The organism is Streptomyces sp. NPDC058291 (assembly GCF_042880855.1).
In the GTDB taxonomy this organism is placed as follows: Bacteria; Actinomycetota; Actinomycetes; order Streptomycetales; family Streptomycetaceae; genus Streptomyces.
On record NZ_JBHVYK010000051.1, the window covers coordinates 53,334 to 56,612 of the forward strand.

The window sequence follows — 3,279 nt, forward strand, 5'->3', positions numbered from 1 at the left end:
CGGCGCGGTCGTCGCGGGCGCGGTCGCGTGGCCGTTCCACTTCGGGACGCAGGATGCTCAAGGTCTCTCCCACACACTCGTCGCGCGATGTTTCGTGCGAGTCACGTTGAGGAGGACGCAAAGACGGCCTCGGAGGCTTACTCCCGCGCAGGCCGTCTACCTCACATGTCGGACCGGGGAGCGCGGGCGCGGCCGGCACGATGCCTGACGGCCGGTCACCCCACCGTGACGCGGGTGGTCTAATGTCGCCCCTGTGGAACGCACTGACCAGCGGCACATGACTCCGGCGGGGTTACGCCGCCCGGTGGGCCCGACCGGACCCGGCTCCCCCGCCTCCCTCCTCCCCAGCGACCGCCGCGCGGCCCGCCGGCCGCCCGCGGCCCCCAGGCCCGCCGCCGAACCCGGGCGCTCCCAGGAGCCCGGTCCTCGCGCCGAACCCGGGCCGGTTCTGCTCGCCGACGGCTTCCTCACCGAGCGGCTCGCGCTGGCCGTGCCGCAGGGCGCCCGGGTCGTCGTGACGGAGTACGAGATTCCGCCGGGCGGGTCGCTGCCCTGGCACTACCACGAGGGACGGGTCGTGGCCGTGGTGACGGCGGGTGTCCTGACGCGGACCTTGTCGGACGGTTCCGAGTGTGTGACGCCCGTCGGCGGGTGCATCGTCGAGCCGGTCGGTCCGCAGGGCGTGCACATGGCGGAGAACCGGGAACCGCACCCCCTGCGTATCTGCGCCCTGTTCTTCCTTCCGCCCGACACTGCGCTGTCTACGCGCGCAGACCCTCCGGACGCCGTCACCCGCGGCTGACCTGCCCGGTGGGCCCCGGACGTCCGGCGAGGAACACGTGCGAGGCGTCGGCGGCCAGGGCCCGCACCGACGGGTCGGCGTGCAGCCGCCCGAGCCGCCGCGGGCCCTGGCGCGCAGGCAGCCGGCGGGTCGCCGCGGTGGCCGGGGCCGGCGGCGCCGCCCCTCTCAGGTCTGCGGCCGACGGCCGGGCTCCTGGGTGGGGAACGTCTGCTCGACGCCCGGCAGCGTCGGCCTGGGCAGCGTCGCGACCTCCTCCTGCGCTCGGAGCAGCTGCTCGGCAGTGTCGTCGGGCAGGGCCGGCGCGAGCGGCTGGGCGGCCGCGAAGCGGAAGGCGGAGGTGAGGTCGCCGAAGGCGCCGCGCCGCCAGGCGCTGATGTTGGGTTCCTCGACCCCGGTGAGCCTTTCGAGGAAGCGCAGGGCGGAGGTGTGGTCGAAGGCCTCGGAGGCGACCCAGCCGCCCACGGTCCAGGGCGAGACGATGATCGCGGGCACCCGGAAGCCCGCGCCGACCGGCAGGTCCTCGACGAACTCGCCCGGCGTGCCGGCCGGCGGGGTCGGCGGCGGCACATGGTCGAACAGGCCGTCGTTCTCGTCGTAGTTGAGGATGAAGGCGGTCTTGGCCCACACCGCCGGGTTCGCCGCGACGGCCTCGATCTTGGAGGCCACGAAGTCCGCGCCGGCGGCCGGCAGGAAGTCGGGGTGCTCCGACTGGTGGCCGGGCGGGATGATCCAGGACACCGTCGGCAGCCGGTCGTTGCGGGCGTCGTCCTCGAAGGCGCCTTCGGGCTGCGGCCGCACCCCCCGCTCGTACAGGTCGGAGCCGGGCAGCGCGTCCCGGAACGCGGAGAACTGTTCCAGCAGGTTGCAGCCGTAGTCGTCCTCCTGCTGGTACACCTTCCAGCTCACCCCGGCCGCCTGCAGCCGCTCGGCGTACGTCGTCCAGCTGAACGGAGTGGGCGCGGAGTTGCGGATGACCGGGCCGCCCTGTCCGCCGTCCGGGTCGATGCTGCCGGTCATCCACATCAGCCGGTTGGGCCAGGTCGGGCCGAGGACCGAGCAGAAGTAGTGGTCGCAGACGGTGAAGGTCTCGGCGAGCGCGAACTGGAACGGGATGTCCTCGCGCGTGTAATACCCCATCACGTAGGGACCGTCGGCGCCGTCGGCCGTGCGGTGGGCCGGCAGCCAGCGGTCCATCCGGCCGCCGTTCCACGCGTCGTGCTGCACCGACCAGGCGTGGCTGGTGGACGGGATGGCCTGGGCGCTGGAGGTGTGGGTGTCCAGGTGGAAGGGGAGGAGGTAGCCCCTCGGGTTCTCGGTGTCGGGCTGATAGAAGACCGAGCGCCCGCTGTCCAGGGTGAGCGCTCGGGGGTCGGCGAAGCCCCGCACCCCGGACAGGGTGCCGAAGTAGTGGTCGAACGAACGGTTCTCCTGCATCAGCAGGACGACGTGTTCGACGTCGTCGAGCGAGCCGCGGCGGGGCTGTCCGGCCGCGACGGCCTTACGGACGCTCGGCGGGAGGAGGGAGAGAGCGGCCGCGGCGCCCAGCACGCCCGCGGCCGAGCCCAGAAGTCTGCGGCGGGTCAACTCGGCCATGTGTGTCGCGCCCCTTGCTGAGCGGAGGAACCGAATGGGAGTCCGGCCCGTGCCCGCACCGGCGGATTACCGTTCGCTCTCCGCCCGGGCCGGGGAATCGGAGGCCGTCCGTCCGGCGTCGCGCCGGCCGTGTCGCGGGCGGCGGTGACCGCTCGTCAGGACTGCTGCGGCGTAGGGCGGTTCACGTCCACACGTCGCCGCTGTCGCACACGCGGGCACCCATGTTGCGTTCCATCATCTTCAGGGCGGCGTCCGCGAGATCGGCGTGGATGTGGGCGACGGCGTCGCGGGGGACGGTCACGTCGAAGTGCCGGATGTGGGCGTCGAGGGCCGAGTACAGCACGCACTGTTCGGTGACCTGCCCGCACAGGACGAGGTGGTCGATGCTCTCCTGGTCGAGGAGGTACGACAGCGGGGTCTCGAAGAAGACCGAATGCCGTGCCTTGACGACGAACTGCGACGACTCGTCGGGGCGCAGCGGGTCGACGAGGTCGGCGTGCGGGCCCGCCAGGGCCTTGTCGAGGAGTTCGCCGTGGTGGGAGCGCCACTGGCCGAAGTTGTCGTTGACGTAGACGACGGGGACGTCGGCGCGGCGGGCCCGGTCGAGGAGACCGGCGGCCACCGGTACCACCCTGCGGGCCGACGGCAGGAGCAGGTCGGCGTCGGGGTGGTCGTAGGTGTTGATCATGTCGATGACGATCAGCGCGGTCTTGCCCATGCCGCTATGGGTTCCCAGTCGGAGCCGGATATGACGTCACATCACTCGTCCGCTTCAGGAAGCGGGCGGGGGGGGGTTTCACCACACCCCCCGCCCGGGACCCCGCGGGGGGCGCCGGCGGGGGGATCGCGCACGGCCCGCGACGCCCAGCGGAACACCACAAAAA

Annotated in this window: 3 protein-coding genes; 1 reads left to right on the plus strand and 2 read right to left on the minus strand. The window is 72.7% G+C overall.

Translation table 11 applies throughout. From position 1 onward, the window contains the following. Nucleotides 1-253: 253 nt before the first annotated feature. The gene (locus ACFVYK_RS24275; protein ID WP_389777574.1) at nucleotides 254-802 is read left to right on the plus strand and encodes a cupin domain-containing protein; all 549 of its coding nucleotides are present in this window, start codon (nucleotides 254-256) and stop codon (nucleotides 800-802) included. A gap of 165 nt (nucleotides 803-967) precedes the next feature. Here ACFVYK_RS24275 and ACFVYK_RS24280 read toward each other — a convergent pair whose 3' ends face one another. Together ACFVYK_RS24280 and ACFVYK_RS24285 are read right to left on the minus strand one after the other, a co-directional pair. Beyond that, complete coding sequence (locus ACFVYK_RS24280; RefSeq protein WP_389777576.1) at nucleotides 968-2,395, minus strand: alkaline phosphatase family protein; 1,428 nt, start codon at nucleotides 2,393-2,395, stop codon at nucleotides 968-970. A 181-nt stretch (nucleotides 2,396-2,576) separates the two neighbouring features. Next, nucleotides 2,577-3,113, minus strand: a complete 537-nt coding sequence (locus tag ACFVYK_RS24285; protein WP_389777579.1) for a cysteine hydrolase family protein — start codon at nucleotides 3,111-3,113, stop codon at nucleotides 2,577-2,579. Nucleotides 3,114-3,279 lie beyond the last annotated feature (166 nt).